At 43.7% G+C, this 18,638-nt stretch carries 15 protein-coding genes and 1 pseudogene; 11 read left to right on the top strand and 5 right to left on the bottom strand.

What is annotated here, in order from left to right; all coding sequences use genetic code 11:
- Positions 1–216: 216 nt before the first annotated feature.
- The 3 genes from B9T16_RS09790 to B9T16_RS09780 all read left to right on the top strand — a co-directional run bounded on the left by B9T16_RS09790 (position 217) and on the right by B9T16_RS09780 (position 3,426).
- The gene (locus tag B9T16_RS09790) at positions 217–1,356 is read left to right on the top strand and encodes a succinylglutamate desuccinylase/aspartoacylase family protein (RefSeq protein WP_317269936.1); all 1,140 of its coding nucleotides are present in this window, start codon (positions 217–219) and stop codon (positions 1,354–1,356) included.
- 45 nt (positions 1,357–1,401) lie between these two features.
- Positions 1,402–2,301 (top strand): carbohydrate ABC transporter permease, encoded by a 900-nt coding sequence (locus tag B9T16_RS09785; protein WP_006619525.1) that lies wholly within the window; start codon positions 1,402–1,404, stop codon positions 2,299–2,301.
- A 288-nt stretch (positions 2,302–2,589) separates the two neighbouring features.
- Entirely contained in the window at positions 2,590–3,426 is an 837-nt protein-coding gene (locus B9T16_RS09780) for a hypothetical protein (protein WP_410244652.1), read from the top strand.
- A 6-nt stretch (positions 3,427–3,432) separates the two neighbouring features.
- Here the strand turns inward: B9T16_RS09780 and B9T16_RS09775 are convergent, their stop codons facing one another.
- Positions 3,433–4,782, bottom strand: a complete 1,350-nt coding sequence (locus B9T16_RS09775; protein ID WP_410244651.1) for a 1-acyl-sn-glycerol-3-phosphate acyltransferase — start codon at positions 4,780–4,782, stop codon at positions 3,433–3,435.
- Between the two features lie 179 nt (positions 4,783–4,961).
- Here B9T16_RS09775 and B9T16_RS09770 point away from each other — a divergent pair, with 179 nt between their 5' ends.
- Both B9T16_RS09770 and B9T16_RS09765 read left to right on the top strand, forming a co-directional pair.
- The gene (locus B9T16_RS09770; protein ID WP_410244650.1) at positions 4,962–5,723 is read left to right on the top strand and encodes a DUF928 domain-containing protein; all 762 of its coding nucleotides are present in this window, start codon (positions 4,962–4,964) and stop codon (positions 5,721–5,723) included.
- Positions 5,724–5,727: 4 nt separating this feature from the next.
- Positions 5,728–7,965, top strand: coding sequence for a CHASE2 domain-containing protein (locus B9T16_RS09765; RefSeq protein ID WP_410244649.1), 2,238 nt, complete (start codon positions 5,728–5,730; stop codon positions 7,963–7,965).
- Between the two features lie 23 nt (positions 7,966–7,988).
- On the opposite strand, the gene B9T16_RS09760 is transcribed toward B9T16_RS09765, so the two are convergent.
- Both B9T16_RS09760 and rpe read right to left on the bottom strand, forming a co-directional pair.
- A complete protein-coding gene (locus B9T16_RS09760) occupies positions 7,989–8,609 on the bottom strand; it encodes a hypothetical protein (RefSeq protein WP_006619530.1) in 621 nt (206 codons plus the stop codon).
- A 187-nt stretch (positions 8,610–8,796) separates the two neighbouring features.
- The gene (gene rpe, locus B9T16_RS09755; RefSeq protein ID WP_006619531.1) at positions 8,797–9,498 is read right to left on the bottom strand and encodes a ribulose-phosphate 3-epimerase; all 702 of its coding nucleotides are present in this window, start codon (positions 9,496–9,498) and stop codon (positions 8,797–8,799) included.
- Between the two features lie 176 nt (positions 9,499–9,674).
- Between rpe and B9T16_RS09750 the strand changes: the two genes are divergently transcribed.
- The 5 genes from B9T16_RS09750 (at position 9,675) to B9T16_RS09730 (ending at position 13,894) form a co-directional block, all read left to right on the top strand.
- Positions 9,675–10,064 carry a hypothetical protein gene (locus B9T16_RS09750; protein ID WP_410223125.1) on the top strand — a complete coding sequence of 130 codons (390 nt, stop codon included), beginning with the start codon at positions 9,675–9,677 and terminating at the stop codon, positions 10,062–10,064.
- 295 nt (positions 10,065–10,359) lie between these two features.
- Positions 10,360–11,769, top strand: coding sequence for an LCP family protein (locus B9T16_RS09745; RefSeq protein ID WP_410244648.1), 1,410 nt, complete (start codon positions 10,360–10,362; stop codon positions 11,767–11,769).
- 99 nt (positions 11,770–11,868) lie between these two features.
- A complete protein-coding gene (locus B9T16_RS09740; protein WP_006619534.1) occupies positions 11,869–12,162 on the top strand; it encodes a hypothetical protein in 294 nt (97 codons plus the stop codon).
- 39 nt (positions 12,163–12,201) lie between these two features.
- Positions 12,202–13,452, top strand: a complete 1,251-nt coding sequence (locus tag B9T16_RS09735; protein WP_410244647.1) for a DUF3352 domain-containing protein — start codon at positions 12,202–12,204, stop codon at positions 13,450–13,452.
- On the top strand, positions 13,418–13,894 hold the full coding sequence (locus B9T16_RS09730) for a DUF3352 domain-containing protein (protein WP_410244646.1): 477 nt from the start codon (positions 13,418–13,420) through the stop codon (positions 13,892–13,894). Before B9T16_RS09735 ends, B9T16_RS09730 begins: the two co-directional genes overlap by 35 nt.
- A 12-nt stretch (positions 13,895–13,906) precedes the next feature.
- Here B9T16_RS09730 and B9T16_RS09725 read toward each other — a convergent pair whose 3' ends face one another.
- Together B9T16_RS09725 and B9T16_RS09720 are read right to left on the bottom strand one after the other, a co-directional pair.
- Positions 13,907–14,950, bottom strand: coding sequence for a Rieske 2Fe-2S domain-containing protein (locus B9T16_RS09725; protein ID WP_410244645.1), 1,044 nt, complete (start codon positions 14,948–14,950; stop codon positions 13,907–13,909).
- Positions 14,951–15,232: 282 nt separating this feature from the next.
- Entirely contained in the window at positions 15,233–17,419 is a 2,187-nt protein-coding gene (locus B9T16_RS09720; protein WP_410244644.1) for a protein kinase domain-containing protein, read from the bottom strand.
- Between the two features lie 377 nt (positions 17,420–17,796).
- Here B9T16_RS09720 and B9T16_RS09715 point away from each other — a divergent pair.
- Positions 17,797–18,616, top strand: a pseudogene (locus B9T16_RS09715) (recombinase); the annotation flags it as partial.
- Positions 18,617–18,638: the final 22 nt, after the last annotated feature.

Genomic DNA, 18,638 nt, shown 5'->3' with positions numbered 1-18,638 from the left:
TAAAATGAACAAATAAGTTAAATTGATATAGCAATCCTAAATGATTTTGTGACCAAGCCGGTGAGTTACCAACCTAGCCGGACGCTTTTACCAAGCCAGCTAGATACTGGCACTAATCTATCAGCCTATTGTAGCCTTTCCCTGAAAATCAGGAGTTGCCCAGGCTCACCGGGTCTTGATACAGGTTTGAGATTCTACTATCAAATGTGTCTGCTCATGATACCGACAATTTCGACTATCCCTTTATTGCAGTTGGCTTCGGGCGATCGCCTGGGGTTACAGGTTTATCGGTTTCAGGGTGCAGATCCTGGCAAAAAAGCCTATATACAGTCTAATTTGCACGGCGCGGAAATTAGTGGCAATCAGGTAATTCACCATTTGATTGGCTTTTTGTCTCATTTAGACCCTTCCCAATTGGTCGGGGAAATTTGGTTAGTCCCAGTTTGTAATCCCCTAGGAGTTAATCAGCGATCGCACCATTTTTCTCCTGGTCGCTATCATGTTTATGATGGTAAAGATTGGAATCGCATTTTTTGGGATTATCAAAAAACCGGGGATGATATCGCCAGTTTTGCCCGTGCTAACCGGGATTTTCCCACCCCACAAATTATCGCCAATTATCGCCAAAAAATACTGGCAAAATTCCACAATTCACATCATTATAAAATCCACAGCAATAGTCGCCTTCCCTACGGAGAATATTACCGCTATCAACTACAATCTCTGTGCCTTGATGCTGATTATGTCATTGATTTGCACAGTTCCACTAATCAAGCGATCGATTATTTGTATTGTTTCCATAGTCGAGAAGAAAGCGCCAGAGGTTTTTTGTTAGATTATGGTATTTGGATGAATCAATATGATGGAGATGCTTTTGACGAGGCTTTTTTAAAACCTTGGTTAGCCCTAGAACAGGAATTTAAATTGTTAGGAAAACCCCTAATTTTTGACATTGAATCTTGGACTCTGGAATTGGGCTCAGGTATGACCATGAACCCCGATTCAGTCCAGCGCGGATTAATCGGAATTAAAAATTATCTCGCCAACAAAGGCATCTTAAATATTGAAAAATTCCCCCTGCCACAAACTGCTAATTATCCCATTAAACTCGTTCCCAAAACTCATATAAAAAAATACTATGCCCCCCAGGGAGGTATGTTTACCAATTCTATTAATATTGGCGATTCCATTACCAAAAACAGTAAAATCTATGATATACTATCCTTCGACAAAGACCAACAAACATCTACAATTCTCCCCGTCTTGGCAGAAGCTGATGGTTTAGTGTTAGATATCGCCACCAACCACAGTGTTAATGAGTTTGATTATGTTTTATCAGTCATGGAAACCCCATAAAACTCATTTTAATAAATCCATTACTATGTCCTATTATCTGTGTAGATGAATCACCCAAAATCACCCCCCAAGTTAACATTAGATCAAGAATCAGTAGCCGCCTGGGTGTTCCTAACTCCCGCCTTGTTTCTGATGGCAATATTTATTATCTGGCCGATTATTTATTTAATTTACCTCAGTTTCACTCAGGGAAGTTTTACCCGGTCTGGCACCGAGTGGGTAGGACTAACCAACTATCTGCGCTTAATTGTTAGCCCTGACTTCTGGCAGGTTATTGGTAATACAATTTACTTCACCATTGCCACAGTTATTCCGAGTTTAATCATTCCCCTCGCCCTAGCTGTAATGTTAGACCAAACCTTGATGCTGCGGGCGTTTTTACGGACTGCTTATTTTATCCCTTCTATTACCTCCTTAGTCGCCGTAGGTTTGGGTTGGCGGTGGCTATTTCAAACTGACGGTCCTGTTAACGGCTTTTTATCACAAATTGGCTTTGACCCCATTCCCTGGTTAAGTAGTACCGTCTGGGCTATGCCCATTTTAATTTTACTAAGTATTTGGAAACAATTAGGCTTTAACTTAGTCGTATTTTTAGCCGGACTGCAAACCATTCCCATTAACCGTTATGAAGCGGCGGAACTTGATGGCGCGGGACCCTGGCAAAAATTTTGGTATGTGACTCTACCCGGTCTCCAACCTACCTTAGTATTTGCGACTGTCACTACAGTTATTTTTACCCTGAGAAGTTTTGAACCCGTTTATGTAATTACTGGCGGCGGTCCCCTCAACTCTACCAATTTACTGGTTTACTATATTTACGAACAGGCTTTTTCCCAGTTTGATTTTGGCTACGCAGCAGCGGCGGCGACTTTACTGTTAGCGATCGCCCTAGTCTTAGTCTATTTCCAGCTTCAGATTTTTGGCGAAGACCAAGCCAGCAAATAATCAATAAGTGATCAATCACACTTGCGGAATTTGCCATAATCCTGTTGTTTATTAATTAGCAGGGGTGGGGATAACCCCACTTAGTCCCCTGGGTGCGTATCTCTAATTAACCGCCAGCCGCAAAAGTCCCTAAAATAATTATGGATAATGCCAAACCCGGTAATAGCAGAATACCTAGCATCAACATTTCATGTTCAGTCATTGAGTAGATTACCTCATAACGTTAACCAATAGCCTAGCATTTTCGGACAAAAAAAGCACACTGAAATTTAATGTCAGGATTCACCCATGAAAAAACGAGTTAAACGTCTGTCTTTCACTGTAGCGATGACAGTTTCTCTGTTGCTAATTGGGGCGACATTAGCCGTGTTAGGTATTTTTGATGATATGTTAAACTGGGATATTTTTAGCCCGCAAGTTGAACAGCTTTTAAGGGCAATTATGGCGGGGTGTATTGTCCTGAGTGTTTTTGGTGTCGCCATTACTTTTGTGTTGGGTATTCAAGAAATTGTTAAGTCTATTGGCTTACTCCAAAAAAGTCGAGGTTTGGATGAGTTGGAGACTGTTGCCGACGCGCCCAAAACTACCTATATGTTATATATGTCCGGTGTCGTGGCGGTTTTTGCCGTGTTAATTAGTGCTTTATCTGTCGCTAATTTGATGATTACTAACCATCGTAACCGCGTGTTTAAACGCATTGCTACAGAACAAATGCAGCAACTCAGCGATGAGTTTGTGCAGCAGGTATCTCTATTAAATGAACCGCCGAGGGCTGATGTTCCTAACACCTTGGATGATTTACTTAGAAGTGTCAAAAAGTTATCCTTTGTCAATGATATTACTCTGTATTTACCCGACCAACAGGATGATATTATTATCTGGAATTATGATTCTATGTGGGTTGATTATCCCCAAAGAGGATTTGAACGTCAAATTGTGGCTAAGGAATATGAACAGGCGATTCAAAGTGCCTTCCAGGGACAACCGGAACTGCTGCAAGCCTTGAATGGGACAACTAGCTTTCAATGGTATTATTTAATCCGTGATCAACAAAATCAACCCTTGGCTGTGTTACGGATTAATGGTAATCAAAGGGAGAATTTTCGGGAGTATAAATTAAAATAAATCTGCCTAAACAATTAACTCTTCTAGGGCGATTTGTAAATCTTGGGTTAAATCAGCGATCGCTTGACGACGACTGCTTCGATAACTAGCCCACCGTGGGGATACAGCAATAGGTTCACCCACCCTAGTTTTAACTAACTGTTTACCTAAGTTGGGGGTTTTATTAGGGTTAACGCCTTTTAATCTAGCGATCGCCGTCCAAATAATAATTACCGTATCCGCAAAGCGATCGAACGAAGGATTTTGTTTAATATATTCCCCAGTCACAGCCACAAAACTTTCCACTAATCTCATGTGCCACATTCGCAAACTTGCTTCTTCCGCCAGGCGATTAGCTAGTCCTAAATCGACCGCCGATAAATCTTCGGGAGATTTCAGATTTTCCCGATATATATACTCCCAACCCGCCTGTTCCAGACGGCGACAACGGCTAGTTAAATCCCCTATAGGTTGAATACCAAAATAGCTTTCAGAAACCTTTAAGGCGATATCTAGCAGGGAATGGAGGCGTTCCGGTAAATCTTGCTGGTCACTGGACTGGGGAATATTTTGATGATAGAATTGGCGATATAAGTTCTCCATCAAATTTAGTAAATAGTTACCCAGGTTAATTAAACGGGGATATAAATGCTCAAAAACAGGCTCATGGTTAGATGTCGATAAGCCGCAATCTGTTTCCATCTCCGTTAACAGGGATTCTAAGGCTTTCCAGTTATCTTGAACATAAGAGTATTGAACTCCTAGGGGAACAATCAAAACTGTTTCTGGGCGCTGGAGTTTGTGGAGGTCTTCCACACACCAAAAAGCCATTTGGGCGATACCGGGTTCTAGGGGGCTAATTAATTGATTATGGCCGTTAGTTGCACCTTCTGGAGCCGCAGCTATGGGGAAACGACCGTTAACAAATAAATGGCGGGCAGATTTTAAGCCAGGGCGATCTATGGTGCCGCGTAAAATGGAACTGCCGCCCAATTGAGGAAATAACCAAGTCACGAAATTTCCCGCCCACAGAGGAATACCGCGATCATAAATAAAATGAAAATGCACGGGGTCTTGAAGGCTGACACCCTGAGATTTTGCCAGGGCTGGAATACGCCGCCAAAATACCTGGGAAAGGGCGATGGGGTCATTGGGGTTGGGATGACGAAAAGCGAGGAGGAAGCGAATTTTTGAGGCTTGGAATTGTTGGAACAATTCAATGATGCGATCGCCTTGTTCTATCTGAATATCAGCGATCGGTGTTTTCCAGGCCATCCACATCGGCATAAATGTCTGGGACAGTCGCAAAACCAGAGGGTTAAACTTGGGGGGGAGAAATTCTAGGGGGGGTTGAGCGTAGGTTTTAGTTTTGGGCATATAATGTTAGGGTATTTTACTACAAAGTTCGGGAACGTGCTGATTATGCTATGAGTCTCTAAAAGAGATGAGTGCTGTTTTTACCAACTTGAATTGAAAAGATTAAACTAGGGTCATCAGTTGAGTGCATCAGTTGTCTGTAAATTGGCTCAACCGATTATGGAGGTATAGAATTTTACATGAAAATCAAATTTTGGCGCGGGCGGACACTGTTAACTACGATCGCATCTACTATATTAGCGATCGCCACTCCCCTTTCCATCACCACAGCCCTAGAATTTCCACAAGGTCCAAGTCGCCAGCCACCTCAGTCAACCGCTGGAGGAGGAACCCGAGGGAATGCCAGCACCATTGTCGATGGCACTTGTGACAACAACAGTGATTTTATCACCCCCCTATTACCCATTGGTTACGAGGTCTTAAAGACCGCTTCCCCCAATCCCAGCTTTTTCCTGTACGTTCCCAAAACCAAAGCCCAAAAGGCTGAATTTTTGGTGCTAGATAGCCAAGGTCGGGATGTCTATGTGGAAAGTTTCGCCACACCTACAGAAGGGGCTATTATGAAAATTAGCCTACCGGAAACCGTTTCCTTGAGAGTGGGAGAAACCTACACCTGGCAATTTTCCCTATTTTGCGATCCTAATCAAAGGGATTTAGACGAGTCCATCACAGGAGCTATTGAACGGATAGAATTAGACGAGGAACACAAAGCTAGAATTGCCGCCGAAACTGACCCCATTGATAAGGCGGTACTGTATGCAGAACAACAGATGTGGCCGGAGACTCTCCTGATTGTGTTAGGACTGCGAGAAACTCATCCCGAAATTTGGCAACAGTTGATGGAGTCCGTAGGATTAAAAGATATCGCCTCTAAACCCATCGCCCCCTGTTGTATTCCAGAAATTGAGGAAACTGTGGGTTCGGAAATCGAAGCGTCGTAACTAAATGCTCAAAACCATTAGAGAACGATTCTGGAATTGGCGGGTTGTCCTGGTGACGACCCCCTCTGTCGCCCTCGCCGTGATTTTATTACGGCTAACTGGTATTTTGCAAACCTTGGAATTGGCTGCCTATGACCAGTATATGCGCTGGCGACCCCCGGAAAGCCGTGATAGTCGCATTGTCATCGTTGGTATTGATGAGGATGACCTTAAATTTATTGGTCAAGGTTATGTACCAGATGGGGTGTATTTTGAGTTAATCCAACGACTAAATGCCATGAATCCTAGGGTAATCGGATTAGATATTTATCGAGATTTACCCTTTGAACCTGGGCATTCCCAATTGGTGCGGCTTTTTGAAACTACAGATAATCTAATTGGTATTGAAAAAGTCATAGGTGATCACTTTTTTAGTCGGGTGGGACCCCCTCCCGCCTTGGCTGCTAAGGGACAAGTTGGGGCTAATGACCTGATTGTTGATCAGGATAATAGGGTGCGTCGCGCTTTGCTATATTTCCCCAGAGAAAATGGGGAAACTGTCCATAGTTTTGCCGTTCATTTAGCCCTGAGATATTTAAATGCAGAACCGGACTTTTCAGTTGAGATTGTAGAAGGTACAGATAATTGGTGGAAATTTGGTGATGTGGTGTTTGTTCCCTTTGAGGGGAATGATGGCGGTTATGTGCGCGCCGATGATGGTGGCTATCAAGTTTTACTTAACTACCGAGGACCTAGCCAGCATTTTGAAATTGTCTCCATGCGAGATATTTTTGAAAACCGGGTAGCCTCAGACTGGGGAAGCGATCGCATTATTTTAATCGGTTCGGTGGGCGAAAGCATGAAAGATTTATTTTCTACCCCCTACACCCTAGCGCCTGATCAACGCATGACCGGCGTAGAAATCCATGCTAATATTGTTAGTAACATCATCAGCGCCGCCCTGGAAAATCGACCTCTGATTAGAACTTTACCAGAAGTTATCGAATGGCTATGGATTCTGTTTTGGTCTGGTCTGGGGGCGACCCTAACTTGGCGATTACGCGACCCCACTAGAGTTGGACAATTCCTATTTAAAAGAGTTGTGATTTTGGTGATGGCTGGGGGTATTTTATTAGGCTTTACCTTTATCGTATTTTTAGGCAGTTGGTGGTTACCTGTTGTACCTTCATCCCTGGCTTTGGTCGGTTCAGTAGTGGTAATTACTGCCTATATTGCTCGTTCAGCATCCGATATCCGTAAAACTTTTGGTAGATATCTCAGTGATGAAATAGTTGCTAATTTGCTGGAACACCCAGAGGGATTAAAAATGGGTGGGGAACGTCGTAAAATCACCATTTTAACCTCGGATTTACGGGGGTTTACCGCGCTTTCTGAACGCTTACCCCCTGAAGAAGTTGTGCAAGTGCTGAATTTCTATTTATCCTATATGGCTGATGTCATTACCCATTATCAAGGGACAATTGATGAATTTATGGGGGATGGTATTTTAGTGTTATTTGGTGCGCCTACCCTGCGCGAAGATGACCCAGAAAGGGCGGTGGCTTGTGCCGTAGCCATGCAGTTGGCTATGGCTCAGGTAAATGAACAAATGGAGAAGTGGGAATTACCCGCTTTAGAAATGGGAATTGGCATTAATACCGGAGAAGTGGTCGTTGGTAATTTGGGTTCGGAAAAACGCACGAAATATGGGGTGGTAGGAAGTCATGTTAATCTCACCTACAGAATTGAGTCTTACACCACAGGCGGACAAATTATTATTTCTGAAGAAACCCTCAATTGTACTAATCCTAATTTAGTTAAAATTGATGATAAGAAATTGGTACAACCCAAGGGGGTTAAAAATCCCATAGCTATCTATGAAGTCTCTGGAATTGCTGGGAAATATAACCTATTTTTACCCAAAGAAACCGAAATATTTTATTCTTTGTCTCAGCCCATATCATTACAATATACGGTCTTAGAAGGTAAGCACGTTGGCGAAAACCTATTTTCTGGGCGGTTATTAGAACTCTCCGATCGCAGTGCTTTAATCGGTGCAGAAGATGGTACAGACTCTTTACCGCTGGTGTTGACTAACATCAAACTGAATCTGAAATCATCGGACTCGGAACTGCGCGAGGATATCTATGCCAAGGTCTTAGAAAAACCAGCCGAACCGGGTAAATTTTATATTCGTTTCACCTCCAAACCTCCTGTAATTGAAGCGAAACTTAATGATATTTACCAGATTATTAAAGGCTAAATCAGATTCAGGTATAGGCAAAATTAAGTAATTCCGCCAGTAATTTGGGCTACTTCCTGACGGCGATCGCTCCAAATTTCCATGGCTGTAGCCGCTTCCTCCAAGTCGGAAAACTCCTGCATTTGTCGTTCGATTTCCGGGACTAAATTATCGAGAGATTCCAGACTTTGGCAGTGTTTCAGAATCACCCGCCAACCTTCGAGCCATTGTTGACAAGCCTGCTGGTGTTCCCGAAGGGGTTTAAGATTTTCTTCTTCCTGAATTTTGATAAGTTCTTGTTGTTTGAGTTTCTGGGATTGTTCCGCCCAAGCCGATCGCCAGTTTTCTATGTCTTGGGCATTATAGCGTTTGGAGTAGCGCGAGATTTCAGTGCTAAATATTTCCCCTAGCAGATCTAGGCGATCGCGATCGCTTGTTTGCTTAATAGCTGCAAGTCCTTGTTCCACCCACAGAGGCAGAACCCGGAAACTAACTAATGTCGCCCTCATACCTATGAGTTTAACCCAAATTTGATGTGCCCAGAACTCTAAGCGATCGATTTGGCGAGGTGGGACTCCCAGATAAGTAGCCACCTCCAACCAAACACGGGCTAAAGGCCATTGGCGAGGATTGATGATGCCTGATGTGATTAGTGTTTCAACCATACTTTACTTAGATAACCTAGATTCTGAAGCCATGCCAATCCTAACTCGATGTCCACATTTAGTAGCTCAACAGGAAGGCTCACCCATAATAACTCACTATGTGGGGATTGGGGGGAGCGATTTTACTTAGTCTCTAGTAGGATTATCTAACATTACGCCCCCCCCTGAGTTCAGTAAGGCCAGCAGTTTAGACCGTCGCTAATTCAGGACTAGGGCGCTTACTATTACGAATACCGGCGATCGCCTGCGAATAATTATCAGCATTAAACACCGCCGAACCTGCCACAATAGCATTAGCCCCAGCTTCCAACACCTGCCAGGCATTATCAACCTTCAAGCCGCCATCAACTTCAATCCAAGGGTCAAGACCCCGCTCATCGCACATTTGGCGCAGTTGACGAATTTTAGGAACCACAGTCGGGATAAACTTCTGACCTCCGAAGCCGGGGTTGACACTCATAATCAACACCAGATCGCACACATCCAAAACATACTCAATCAACTCCAGCGGAGTAGAAGGATTTAATACCACACCGGACTGTTTGCCACATTCCCTAATCAGGTTGAGAGTCCGGTGGAGGTGAGGGGAAGCATTATGTTCAGCGTGAACCGAGATAATATCAGCCCCAGCCTTAGCAAAATCTTCAACATACTTCTCTGGTTCCACAATCATCAAGTGAACATCCAGAGGCTTTTTCGTAACCGGCCGAATAGCATCAACAATCAGAGGACCGATGGTAATATTAGGGACAAAGCGACCATCCATAACATCAACATGAATCCAATCAGCGCCAGCTTCATCAACAGCGCGAATTTCTTCTCCAAGACGACTGAAATCTGCTGATAATATAGATGGGGCGATAACAACTGATTTTTGGGATTGGCTCATAGCGATTGTGTTTCCTCCAACATCTGGTCTTTTTATCCAGTGTATCAGAATTTGCTGACCCCAAGGGACAAACAAAAAAAGTGCTTTTACTACCCCAGCTTGTCAATTCCCTAGGGAGTATCTTCCCATACCCACCCAAGCAATCCTACCTATCAGCCTGGAGATGAGGATATCTTATGCGGCATCATCGGGACCAACCCAGCGATAGAATATCTATCCAACAGTTTGTGTATTTAATTCCCGTGTTGGGCTTTTTCCCGGCCCTATGGACTTTGTATCGCCATCAGGGTACACCCCAAGAACGCGCTACCTGTCGCTTAGTGGTAACTTTAGCATTTAGCTGGTTGGCTGGCAATTTGCTTTTGCGCGGTGGTGCTAGTCTTGCGGAAATCCCCGAACTACCTGTGTTGTTAACTAGCAGTTTTCTGACCACAACTTACTTTTTAGTTAACTTTGGCTTAATGGTGCGTCTATGGAAAGATAAACCCCTGTGGTTGCCTGCAATCAGTCCTTTTGCCGAAAAGGTTATGCGTCGTTATCTGGGGGATAATCCCCCTAACTCCTGAGTTGCTGAATATTAAACTACAGTAGATTTGGGTGAGTTGTATATCCTGTTATGGCTGGCTGATGCTGAAAGAATGGATTATTCTGGCGGATATGATTACTCCCCCTTGGCCTATGCTAACCATTGCTAACAAGGGCGATCGAGGATTATAATTGACCAATTGTCAATTGATATCACAATTTCTCGGAAGTGTCTGTAAACTCTTTGTATATTAAAATTGGTGTGTGAGGAAGCCTGTGTCAAATCATCCAATCAAACGGCAAAAACCACTTAGATCTCAACCGTCTCGACCTGTTATGAAAAAGTTCATCAGGTCTAGCCCCGCCAAATGGCTTGGCATTGGTATGGGTTTAACCGGAGTGGCTATGATTTCGGCAACTGCTGGAGCCTTGCTGGCTGTTTCCTTGTCTTCAACTCCCCTGATGCAGGAAAAGTTAACACCTGAACAGCAGGCGGTTTTTTCTAAGGGTGAAATGGCGCGGGTAAATATGCGTCTACCAGAATTAACTCGTCCTGTCAATATCCTGGTTTTGGGTATTAAAGTTTTAACCTCAGATTTAGATGAACCGCCAGAAAAAGACCTGGGATATCATGCGGTAGTAGACTCCTTTAAGGGTCTTTCTGATACCATGCTTCTGTTGCGTTTTGACCCTAATACTAATAAGTTAAAAGTTCTTTCTATTCCTAGGGATACCCGTACTTTTGTCAAGGGACGGGGGATGACTAAAATTAATGATGCTAACTACTACGGTGGTCCCGCACTTAGCGCTAAGTCGGTGAGTGAATTGATGGGCGGTGTCGGCATAGATCGCTACGTTCGCGTTAACGTCTTAGGCGTTGAAAAGCTGATTGATGCCTTGGGAGGAGTCACCGTTTATGTTCCTAAAGATATGAAGTATCAAGATGATAGCCAACATCTTTATATTAATCTGAAAGAGGGTGAACAACATCTTGATGGTGATGGTGCTTTGCAGTTTTTGCGGTTCCGATATGACAATTTAGGTGATATTGGTCGGGTACAACGACAGCAAATGCTGATCCGCTCTTTTATTAACCAAGTTTTAGATGTGGGTACGATATCCCGTATACCTAGGTTGGTTTCGATTATTCAATCTCATATTGATACAAATTTGACTTTAGAAGAATTGGTGGCTTTGGTCAACTTTGCCGCTCAGGTAAATCCTGATGATGTACAAATGCTGATGGTTCCTGGACAGTTTAGTGATCCGAAAGAGTATAGAGCTAGTTATTGGCTACCAGATTATAGTCGCCTTGATGCGATGGTGACAAAACATTTTGATTTTGGTCATAACCGCTGGAGTTTTGATAATATTGATCCGAGGGATTTGAGAATTGCCATTCAAGACAGCACTGATGATTCCTATGCGGTTGATGATTTCATGTCTTCCCTCAATCGTAAAGGATATTGGAATCTGAGACTAACAAGACCCTGGAATCAACCACTTGATGTTACCCGTGTTATTGCTCAAGATGGCGATGTCAGAAGCGCACAAGCTATTCAGGAAGCCTTGGGATTTGGGGAAGTTGTGGTGGAAAGTACAGGTCATCTACAGTCGGATATTACCATTCAGGTAGGACTCGATTGGCTGGAGAAATACGAATCTCAATTTCAAGAGGAAACTCAGCCACAATTGCAAATCGAGGATGATTTCGGCGGCTCTCGGCGGCGACTGTCAGGACGCTAAAATATCATAGTATCCAATTGGGGGTCAGGGTTCCCTTGCTTCCTGGTCTGTTCAGGGACTATCCTGGAAACTAGATGAATTTGACAGCGGGATAACCTGATGAGACTTTGGCAAGTTTGGTGGCAGAATCTGGTTTATTTAACCCAATATAATCCGCCTCAATTTATTGAGGTTCTGATGCTACTGCTGGGGATGCCACTATTGCTGCTGTGGGCTATAACTGGACGGTGGCCCTATTTGGTCTTGTGTCTTAGTTATGTGATGGGGTCCTCCACTGCCATGTTAGTTCGAGAGGCGATTTTTCCCTCTAACCGCTTACTGCTTACCCAATTGGTCGCTATCCTATTGTTGGCTCTCGGTTTCTACACTTTGATTGATTTAGTGCTACTGTGAACTGACATCTGAGTTTTTTCGATTTCCCATGGGCTAGTTATGCTTGCAAAAAATAAACCGTCTCTGCTTGTAACTATAGGTGCGATCGCTATTTTGATTGGTGGTGGGGTTGCTGCCTATTTCGTGCTGACCGCTAGAAGAACTATTAGGGATGTGCCTTTGGGCGCTAATATTGTTCCCCAAGATGCCTTGTTGGCTGTTTCTGTTTCTACTTCGCCTCAAAAATGGCAAACACTTCAACAGTATGGCACTTCACAGTCTCAAGCCGCKTTTGAACAATTGCTAATGCAGGGGCGCGATCGCATTTTTACTGATCAAGGCTATGATTTTGAGCAGGATATTCAGCCCTGGATTGGTAATGAGGTGATGATGGCTTGGTTGCCAGATCCGGCTCTGGTCTCTGGTCAGCCTTCCCCCTCCGGTGATACTCCCCGTCAGTCTCCCATGGCTTCCGCTAGGATCTTATTACTTCCTATTGCTAATCCTCTCCGGGCTCAAGAAATTCTGACGGCTCGAAAGTCTTTAAATCAAGGAGAAATTCTCGAACGTAACTACCGGGGAATTGATATCTTTGAAACTCAAGGACGATTGCAAAATTACTCTATTGCTGTCCTCGATAGAGAGTTTTTGTTGGTTTCTGATGACCCTCGTGCTACTGATAGGGCGATCGATACTTATCGCGGTGATACTTCCCTCGCTGCTACTCCTGGATATTCGGCAGCAGTTCAACAAATTAGAAATTCCCAGGCTTTTGCTCAGGTTTATCTGAATATTCCCGTCGCTGCTTCTTTGGCTTCTATGACTGCGGCGCAGCCTATTCCTCCAGAAAGTTTGGAACAATTGAAACGACACCAGGGCTTTGCTACTACTGCTATTTTAAGAGATAATGGCATTAATTTTCAGGGGATTTCCTGGTTGCGGCCTAACACTGACAGAAAACTCACTGTTGGGAATTCTACTGATGGAATGCTCAGACGTATCCCAGATACGGCAATTATGACTCTCGGTGGCAGCAACCTTAAACAGTTCTGGAGTGATTATAATCAAGGTGCTAATGCTAATCCGATCGCTCCTTTTAATCCACAGGCTTTGGCTGCTAGTTTACAAGAGTCTATTGGTATGGAGTTGCAGCGAGATTTCCTAAGCTGGATGGATGGCGAGTTTTCTCTGTCTGTAATTACGGCTATTTCTAATCCTGACACCCCTCAAAGGTTTATGGCGGGTTTGATTTTTATGGTTAGGGTGAGCGATCGCAATGCGGCCGACACAGCTTTACAAACAATTAGATGAAATTCTCAGGGGTCGCAGTTTCCAAGTTGGTTATGCTCAACTTAATGGTCAGCCTGTGGTTCAGTGGACTTCTCCCTATGGCGGCTTTACTGTGCTTCGCGGTTGGTTAGATGGAGATGTCGCTTTTGTGAATTTGGGCGCTGCTGTGGCTAATCAGATTATACCACAACCTCAAACCGCAATTAGTTCTAGTTCTTTGTTCCGACAAACTTTCCCCTCTAGTCTCAGTCCTAAACATGGGAATTTTTATATTAATGTTGAACAGGTATTTAATCGCCAAAACCTCTCTTTACCCCCTTTACCTCCTCAACAAGAAGTCTGGGTAAATGCTGTTCAATCTATCGGTTTGACTACGGCTGTCACTGACAACCACACCAGCCGTTATGACCTATTTGTTAATCTAAAATCAGCCGCTGTATCTACTGATGCTCAGGAGAATTAGAGGGCTAGTTGATTAATTGGCGATCGCCTGCTTTTTCATCACTCGCTGAACAGATGCGATCGCTTTATTTAATTCGTAACCCCGCCGCTGGGGATGCTTTTGATACGCCTGTTGTTCCTCTTCTATCATCCTAACATCCTCTTCCACTAAACCATCTAACATTTTTTGGGCACAACCAAATAGGCTGTTTTTGATGAATTGACGAAATTTAACCGGGAGTTTATGCAGTCTCCAAAAGGCGTTAAGTGACGTAAAATGGATTAAGTAGGCGCGGGTTTCACTTACACTAATTGGACAGAGTAAACAGTAGATTTTGAAGTCTTCACCGAGAGTAGAATACCAATGGGGATAGATATAACTAACCGTCAGCCTTTCGGGATGCAGTTTTCTCAGAGGAGGGAAAAATAGTTGCGCTATTGACCAGATTTTGTCTATTTTATAATAGCTTTGTGCTTCATAATAAGCATCAACTTTATTGTCGGTTTCTGTGATATAATCTAGTTGCGCCTCCGTCCAGGCTTGCCAGTTTTGGTGTAGGTGGCCGTGGTACATATCCATCAGGTTTTCGATTAAAAAAGAATAGTGCGCCTGGGTGTGAATTGTCGCTACTGTGGCTATGTAGTTCAGGTGTTCCCATTCGGGAATTTCTAGCGGTTCAATATCTGGCTTTTCCTCTCCTATAAATAACCAAATAAATCCATATAATTCTCGCACTGGATAGGTCTTGATTCCGCATTTTGGCGGTTTTTGATTCTCCTGTAAATACGGTACATAAGCACAGTCTCCACCACCATTGAATCTCCAGCCATGATAGATACATTCTATCTCATCCCCGATCGCTTTTCCGTGACTTAGTTTGACTTGGCGATGGGGACATCGGTCTTCTAAGGCGTTTATTTTCCCCTGGGTGTCCCTGAATAACACAATCGACTGATTCCACAAAATTACCCCTACTGGGCTACTGGTGACTTCCTGGCTGCTGCTGACAACATACCAGCAATGGGGGTTAATCCCTAATTGTCTGATGTCCCTGCTATTTCGGTAACTTGGGGTCATGCGATCGCCTCTATTTCACCAGCTTACAATTCTAGCTCAATAGGGATAATCCTAAAATACTCAAGGGAAAAATTAATTTTAGCAATCACTCATTATTGTAACCTGACATTAACCTGATGTCAACTGTTTTTTTAGGAAAATCTGAAATTTTTCACCGTGGACTATTCCAGATATTGAGGTTAACCAGGTTGACCATAAATGGAAAATCTCCCTTTCAAAGCCTGTCCGAAAATCCTCGGTTTAATCATGACTTGATAATCCCTGCTATAAATAGCTGGTAGATTAGTCAGGAATTTGCCAAATTTCCAGGTTGCGATTATGGCTACCACTAACCAAGAGGGGACGTTTGGGAGAAAACGCGATCGCTTCAATTTTAGAGGAATGTCCTCGCAAGGTAGCGATCGCTTCTTTAGTTTTGAGGTCCCAAAGTTGGACCGTATCATCATCACCACCACTGGCGATAATTCGACCATCATGACTCAGGGCGAGAGATTTAATGGCTTGTGAATGTCCGTGTAAAGTAGCGATAACTTCCTTAGTTGTAACATCCCATAATTTCAGAGTGTGATCACTACTTCCGCTGGCGAGAGTTTGACCATCTCGACTAAAGGCGATCGCATTCACTGACTTATCATGGGATAATAAAGTCGAGATTTCCTCGCGGCGGTCAATATCCCACAATTTCACCGTATTATCCTGGGAAGCACTAGCTATGAGTCTACCATTAGGACTAAAAGCCACTGCGCGAACTTCATGATTATGTCCTCTTAATGTACCAATGAGTTCGTTAGTCTCTAAATCCCATAAAGTCATAGTATGATCGCGACTACCACTGGCGAGAGTTTTACCGTCTCGACTAAAAGCGATCGTCGTAATATCCCTTTCATGTCCTTTCAGCGTGGCGATTTCTTGTTTGCTGTGAAGATCCCACAATTTCACCGTATGATCGCGACTACCACTGGCGATAACTCGACCATCAGGACTGATAGCAATTGAGTTGATAGCGCCTCCATGTCCGGTTAAGGTAGAAAGATGTTCAAAGGTTTGTAAACTCCATAATCTCACCGTATTATCATTACTACCGCTGGCGAGAGTTTGACCATCAGGGGTAATGGCGACAGTTAATATCTGAGAAGTGTGTCCGGTTAAGGTTTGTCCTAACCTCGCTTGATTCCACGCCGCCACCGGAGTTATCCAAGACATTACCGCTGGGGGGGTATTGTTTAATAATATATTTCCACCCGTCCCCAATAACAATAATGCCGCACTAGCGATCGCTATCGTTTTCGCAGGTTTTCGGCGGCGAGACAATCTCATAAATAAAGGATAGGACATCACTGGGAGAGGATGACTATTAGAATTCAGGTCTCCTAAAACTTCGGTGGCGTTGCTGTAGCGATCGCTTAGGTCTTTCTGAAGCAGGCGATCGAGAATTTGTCCTAATTCTGGACTGATAGGAGTTGGTAGATAATTACGCCAGTTTTTTGTCCAGCCATAACCTTGTTCTGTCCATAATTCAAAGGGATAAATTCCCGTGAGTAAATGAAAGCAGGTGACACCCAAACTGTACAGGTCACTGGCGGCGTAGGCTTCTCCCCCGCGCATTTGTTCTAAAGCTGCATAACCATCTGAACCTACTCTGGTCCCTAGGGGGTTAACCATCACCGTTTCTGATAGTTGTTTGGATACCCCAAAATCAATTAATACTAAATCACCGATCTCTGTGGTTTGGGTAACTACTTGATCTTGAATGATCGTGGGTGCGCTGTGGTTAGGGGTAGCGGTTAAATTATGGCGATCGCTTATCGGTTGAGGAAGCCTGCTACGATGGATGATATTTTCCGGTTTAATATCTCGGTGAATTACCTGGCGACTATGGATAAACTCTAAAACCGGAAGCAATTTGACTAGCAGTTGGCGGACTTGTACTTGATTCCAGATTCCTCCCTCTTCTACAAGTTGCGCCAGGTTTTCTCCTTCTATATATTGTTGGATGAGATATAGACAGTTATCTTCTTCAAAATAACCGTAAATTCCCGGAATTTGTGGGTTTCCTTCTAGTTGCTGTAATTGTTGCGCCTCTAACTTGAACAAGTCTGTTGCCTTTTGTAGCCCCCAGTTACTTTTTACGTCCGCTACCAGTTGTTTGACTACACACCGACGGTTGAGGTTATCCGTATCCTCAGCTAGATAGGTGCGGCTAAACCCTCCTTTTCCCAAAGGTTTAATAATACGGTAGCGTCCCCGCAGCAGTGAAACTAGGGGGGTATTACAGCTTTGACAATATGTCAGGTTGTCGGGGTTTATCGGTTGCGGACAGTTGGGGTTGATGCAGCAGGTCATAGCGATCGCATTCTCAGTGACAGCATAATATTTATTGTGCCCCAATTTTTCCATTTTGGTGGCACAATATTTTCGCGATCGCAGATGATTTCCATATCCACCAGAGTTTTTAAAAATTCTCCCCACCCAGACAACAACCGACCGTTGTCTCTCTCTCCAACATCTTTCTCCCACCAGCGGAGTTGACTGTCATTGTGTCAATCAGGAAACTAGCACAGCTACAGTCACCTGGAATAACGGTCAATAACCAGCAATGCCACTATGCGACAACTTTTATAGGCAATTTCCCTATAGGTCAGTTACGAAAGTTGCAGCATCGCTTGATTGGATCATTACACAGGCTTCTATCTTGGATATAGCAACCATAACAGTTACCACTTGGAGTCTCATGGTCATGGAAATTAACCTCGCTGGATATTTAGCGTCTATATAGCCTACAACCCCTATTCTACCGTTACTTAGGTGTTACTCAAAACCATAGCAGAGTAACAAGTGAGTAAAAAATGAGTAACGCTACTGATACCCCTACAGTAGGGGGAAAGGGCAATTATGACGACAATTATACTAGGTTCGTGAAAGCCTATCATGATTTTAAGGGGGAATGTCCCAAAGGGGTAACTCTCAAACTTCAAAAGACCGGGACTAGGTACAACCTACTATTGCAGTTTAAGCAACTTGCAGTTTAAGCAACCACCTACCGGGAAACGGCTACCCAAGACAGCTAACCTTGAATGTACACCTCAAGGGGTGATAGACGGGGTTAAGAAAGCTAAACTGGTATCAGAAGCCCTAGGGACTATCACTAGCGCTAGTGAATTTTGGGATTGGTACGATAAAACCATCCTAGAGAAAAATCAGATTGAGAATAATCTGATAACCTATCGGGACATCTTTAAACAAATTGAGGATGAGTATTTTGCGGGTTACAACCGCAACACAGGACGACCGCGTTCCCGCGATATCGCTAGCGACTTAGTGTCTTACGAGACTACTAAAGAGGTATTTTTCAAGTTGTTTCCTAACTGGGATGAATATCCTAGCTGGGAGAGTTTTAAGGCTATGCTATATATTCCCTTGCAGAATGGAGAACAATTAGTAGGCTCCAAAACCTTCAAGGAACGTTACTACATCTTAAAAGCCATAGCTGAGAAATCACCTAACAAAGACCATTTACTTAAAAAGCTTGAACCTATTGACCCCAAACAAACGCAATTCAAAAAGAAACAACGGATAGGCATCGATGCCTTTAAGGATTGGTGGTATAGCGCCAAACAAGAAGCCTATACTATTAACGGCCAACAACATCAATCATCCCGGCATAACTGATTATGGGTGACTGGAATGG

The organism is Arthrospira sp. PCC 8006, from assembly GCF_046480465.1.
GTDB classification, from domain to species: Bacteria; Cyanobacteriota; Cyanobacteriia; order Cyanobacteriales; family Microcoleaceae; genus Limnospira; species Limnospira platensis.
The sequence above is the reverse complement of the archived record's forward strand: the minus strand, read 5'-3'. Positions and strand labels throughout refer to the sequence as shown.